Below are 4,885 nucleotides of genomic sequence, written 5' to 3' on the forward strand. Positions count from 1 at the left end.
CGTTAAGTGTGTTCACGAAAACTCCGCCTCACCCTACATGAAAATATTAATTTGGGACACACATGACCATTTCATCCGATCTTTTCAGGCGCGCGCAGCAACACATTCCCGGTGGGGTGAACTCGCCCGTGCGCGCTTTCAAAGGCGTGGACGGCGATCCGGTGTTTATTGCGCGCGGGCTCGGCGCGTACCTCTGGGACGAGGATGGAAACCAATACATCGATTACGTCGGCTCCTGGGGACCGATGATCCTCGGCCACGCCCATCCCAAGGTGCTGGCGGCGGTGAAGGAAACCCTGGAGCGAGGGCTTGGCTTCGGCGCGCCGACGCGCATCGAGGTGGAGATGGCGGATCTGATCTGCCGGCTCGTGCCCTCGATCGAAAAAGTGCGCATGGTCAGTTCCGGCACCGAAGCGACCATGAGCGCGATTCGCCTCGCGCGCGGCTTCACCGGCCGCGACAAGATTCTGAAGTTCGAAGGCTGTTACCACGGTCATGCCGATTCGCTGCTGGTGAAGGCCGGCTCGGGGGCGCTCACGCTCGGCGTGCCGACCTCGCCCGGCGTGCCCGCGAGTCTCGCGGAACACACGCTCACGCTCGAATACAACAATCTCGAACCGGTGCGCGATGTCTTCGTCAGGCTCGGCAAGGACATCGCCTGCGTGATCGTCGAACCGGTGGCCGGCAACATGAATTGCGTGCCGCCGGTGAAGGGCTTCCTCGAGGGTCTGCGCGAGCTGTGCACGCAGCACGGCGCGGTGCTCATCTTCGACGAAGTCATGACCGGCTTCCGCGTCGCCTTGGGCGGCGCCCAGGCGCACTACGGCATCAAGCCCGACCTGACCACGCTCGGGAAAGTCATCGGCGGCGGCCTGCCGGTCGGCGCCTTCGGCGGGCGCGCTGACATCATGGGCCGCATCGCCCCGGAAGGGCCGGTGTACCAGGCTGGAACGCTCTCCGGCAATCCGGTGTCGCTGGCAGCGGGACTGGCGACGCTCAGGGAAATTTCTCGTCCAGGCTTTTTCGAGGAACTCACGGCGAAAACATCAAGGCTCGCACGGGGGCTGGCGGAACGTGCCCAGCGCGCGGGCGTGCCCCTGGCCACCCAGTCCGTCGGTGGCATGTTCGGCATTTTCTTCACCCGCGAACCGACCGTAACGCGCTTCGCGCAGGTCATGGCCTGCGACGTCGAGCGCTTCAAAAAATTCTTTCACGGGATACTGCGGGAAGGGGTTTATCTGGCGCCGTCCGCATTTGAGGCCGGCTTCGTCTCGGCGGCGCATAGCGACGCCGATATCGCGGCGACGCTGGACAAGGCGGAGAAGGTTTTCAAGACCCTATAAAAAGAAACGGGCCGGTGGTCCGGCCCGCATGTGCACCCCGCACATCAATTCTTGCGTCAGCTCACCAGGATATTCTCGGAAGCGAACCTGACCGTGGCTACCTGCGGACGGATCGCCTCGTCGCTGAGGGCGATGTCCACGCCGAGGATGGCAACCAGATTGTCATGGTCGCGCACGCCCGGCAGTTCTTCGCGCAGGTACCCGTAATGGGTTTCGTTCATGTACACGACATTCGGCCGCGCGCCGTGCATCACTTTGTAGTCGTTCACCAGATTCACTATGTGGCTTAACATGGTTCGCTCCTTTCGCCCTTTTCGGGCCGCCCGGAATCCGTTATTGCAGTTGCGCGATTCCGTGTTTCTCTGTACCTGTAGGAGCAATACTCATGCCACACCGGGGTAACAGCTAACCTATTGTAATGGATATGAATTTTATATCGTTGACATGGACGGATTACGGCAGTCGGGGGGAACCGGGGGTGGGCGAGGGCCGGCACCTGCCGCCGCACGGCAGAAAAGCGACTGCCGCACGGGTAATTCAGACTTCGAAGGGAGGAATTGTCTCGGCGACGTCAGTGCAGACCGGCCATGTATTCCGCGACCGCCTTGATTTCCTGCTCCGACAAGCGGAAGGCGGTGCGGGTCATGGTCTCACTGTCATTGGCGCGGTTGCCGGCCTTGAAAGCCAGCAACTGTTTCTGGGTATAGGCGGTATTCTGGCCTGAGACTTTGGGGAAACGCGGCGGAATACCATGCCCCGAGGGCCCGTGACAGCTCATACAGGCGGATACGCCCATCGTGGCGTTGCCCCCACGGAAAATCTTTTGGCCCTGTTTGGCGAGCAGCGCGTCACTGGCCGCGCCGGGTTTGGCCTTGAGGCTGGCAAAGTAGGCGCCCAGGTTTTTCATGTCGGTCGCGCTGAGCGGGGCCGCCATGCCGGACATGATCGGGTCCTTGCGTGCGCCGGATTTGAAATCGGCCAGCTGCTTGGCGATGTAATCCGGGTCCTGGCCGGCCAGCTTGGGCCACGCGGGATCGGCCCCGCCATTACCATCCGGGCCGTGACAGCCCGCGCATATTCCCGCCTTGGCCTGACCGGCCGCGATATTGCCGCCAGCGTAAACCGGCGCAACAAGAACAAGCCACAGACAGACGGCGGTGGCAAAAGACAGGATGCTCTTCATAAAACCCCCATGAAAAAACGGCTGAAACCCCTGATTTCTGGATCGCACCCCGGCGCGGGCGGAAATCAAGGCGGCCTTATATACCAAGAGCCCGTCTCCCGGTCAATTTAAAGGGTCAATTTTGCGGCTTTTTTTGTTGGGTACGCACACAAAATTGCCAGGAGCAACTTTGGGCTGTCTCAACAGCGAAGGCAAGGCAGGAAAACGGTAATCGTCCAGTGGATGTTCGCCCCGCCGAGCGGCTCGCCACAGAAGGCAGGCTCAGGGTATCGAACGCAGCGAGGACGGCGAAGCGAAGAATGCGCAGCACAAAAAAAGCCCCGGAAACAAGGGGAGAGTGTCCGGGGCCGAACATGTCCCGAATGATGTCCATCCGGGACTCGCCCCGCTCAGGGAGGTGGAGCAGGGCAGGACGATATCCAAATCGTCCGCGACGATTATAGACACATTCAAAATAAAAAGGTTCGCCCTTCGATGATTTAGCTGTAAACAATTTTTTAAGTCCATCACGCAATTTTCGTGGGTGTATGTAACCGCGAAGCCGTGGCTCAGGATATTAGTGCGCTTCGTCCCAGTTTCCTCCAACGCCTACGTCCACCACCAGCGGCACGGACAACGTCACTACCTCGCTCATCAAGCGACGGATCGTATCGCGCGCGGTGTCGACCGTGTCGGCGCGGATTTCGAACACGAGTTCGTCGTGCACCTGCATGATCATGCGCACGTCGAGCCCCGACTGCGCGATCCAGCGGTCCACTGCGAGCATCGCGAGCTTGATGAGATCCGCTGCCGTGCCCTGCATCGGCGCGTTGATCGCGGCGCGCTCGGCGGCCTGACGCCGGTTCATGTTGGGAGCGTTGATCTCGGCGGTGTACAGCCGCCGTCCCATGAGCGTCTCGACATAACCCTGCTGGCGCGCGGTCTCGCGCGTGCGCTCCATGAACTCGCGCACGCCGGGGTAGCGCTTGAAGTAACGCTCGACATACTCCTGCGCCGCCACGCGCTCGATGCGCAACTGCTTCGCCAAGCCGAAAGCCGACATGCCGTAAATGAGACCGAAGTTGATCGCCTTGGCCGCGCGGCGCATGTCATCGCTCACGGATTCGGGTGTGACGCCGAAAACCTCCGCCGCGGTGGCGCGATGCACGTCCATGTTTTCGGCAAACGCGTGGATGAGCCCCTTGTCGCCCGAGAGGTGCGCCATGATGCGCAGCTCGATCTGCGAATAGTCCGCGGACATGATTCGGTAACCGGGCGCGGCGATGAACGCCTGGCGGATGCGCCGGCCTTCGGCGGTGCGCACCGGGATGTTCTGAAGGTTCGGGTCGGTCGAGGACAACCGTCCGGTTGCCGCCACGGCCTGGTGATACGAGGTGTGCACGCGCCCGGTCTTCGGGTCCAGCATCTCGGGAAGCTTGTCGGTGTAGGTGGACTTGAGCTTGGCCAGGCCGCGATAGTCGAGGATCAGCTGCGGCAGCGGGTAATCGAGCGCCAGTTCCTGCAGCACCTCCTCGGCCGTGGACGGCTGGCCGGTGGGCGTTTTCTTGAGCACCGGCAGCTTGTGCTTGTCGTAAAGGATTTCCTGTATCTGCTTGGGCGATCCCATGTTGAACGGCTGTCCGGCAAGGCTATGCGCTTCACGCTCGAGCTCGAGCAGGCGCTGGGCCAGCTCGCCGCTCTGCGTCTTCAGCATCGCGACGTCGATCAGCACGCCATGGCGTTCCATGCGCGCCAGCACCGGCACCAGCGGCATCTCGATCTCGTCGAAAAGTTTCACCAGTGTCGGCGTTTCGTTCAATCGCGGCCACAGATGTTCGTGCAACCGGAAAGTGATATCGGCGTCCTCGGCGGCGTAGTTCGTCGCCTGTTCCAGCGGCACCTCGCTGAAGTTGATCTGATGCTTGCCCTTCCCGGCGACCTCTTCGTATTTGACCGTCTTGTAGCCGAGGTACTTGAGCGCGAGCGAGTCCATGTCGTGGCGCGAGGCGGTCGAATCCAGCACGTAGGATTCGAGCATGGTGTCGTAGCGCATCCCGGCCATCCCGATGCCGTAGTTGGCGAGCACGCTCATATCGTATTTGAAGTTTTGTCCGATCTTGGGACGCGCGGCGTCTTCGAGCAGCGGTTTGAGTTTGGCGAGCACAGCGTCGCGCGCGAGCTGCGCCGGCGCGCCGGGATACTGGTGCGCCAGCGGCACGTAGGCGCCCGCGCCGGCACGGTCGGTGAAGGACACGCCCACGATCTCGGCCTGCAAGGCATCGAGGCTGGTGGTCTCGGTATCGAAGGCAAAGAGTTCCGATTTCCCGAGCCGCGCCAGCCAGCGGTCGAGCGCCGCCATGTCGGTGACCATCTCATAGGC

At 61.8% G+C, this 4,885-nt stretch carries 5 protein-coding genes; 1 reads left to right on the plus strand and 4 read right to left on the minus strand.

Annotation, left to right across the window (positions count from 1 at the left end):
* The first annotated feature begins 62 nt into the window (after nucleotides 1–62).
* Nucleotides 63–1,343 (plus strand): glutamate-1-semialdehyde 2,1-aminomutase, encoded by a 1,281-nt coding sequence (gene hemL / locus WB402_RS10810; protein ID WP_424207737.1) that lies wholly within the window; start codon nucleotides 63–65, stop codon nucleotides 1,341–1,343.
* 56 nt (nucleotides 1,344–1,399) lie between these two features.
* Here the strand turns inward: hemL and WB402_RS10815 are convergent, their stop codons facing one another.
* The 4 genes from WB402_RS10815 to polA form a co-directional block, all read right to left on the minus strand.
* Entirely contained in the window at nucleotides 1,400–1,636 is a 237-nt protein-coding gene (locus WB402_RS10815; protein ID WP_372523524.1) for a hypothetical protein, read from the minus strand.
* 278 nt (nucleotides 1,637–1,914) lie between these two features.
* Complete coding sequence (locus WB402_RS10820) at nucleotides 1,915–2,526, minus strand: c-type cytochrome (RefSeq protein ID WP_424207738.1); 612 nt, start codon at nucleotides 2,524–2,526, stop codon at nucleotides 1,915–1,917.
* Nucleotides 2,527–2,641: 115 nt separating this feature from the next.
* Nucleotides 2,642–2,899 (minus strand): hypothetical protein, encoded by a 258-nt coding sequence (locus tag WB402_RS10825; RefSeq protein WP_424207740.1) that lies wholly within the window; start codon nucleotides 2,897–2,899, stop codon nucleotides 2,642–2,644.
* A gap of 183 nt (nucleotides 2,900–3,082) precedes the next feature.
* On the minus strand, nucleotides 3,083–4,885 hold a 1,803-nt coding region (polA, locus tag WB402_RS10830), incomplete at its 5' end, for a DNA polymerase I (RefSeq protein WP_424207742.1).

Origin of the sequence: Sulfuricaulis sp., from assembly GCF_049587675.1 — a bacterium.
In the GTDB taxonomy this organism is placed as follows: domain Bacteria; phylum Pseudomonadota; class Gammaproteobacteria; order Acidiferrobacterales; family Sulfurifustaceae; genus Sulfuricaulis.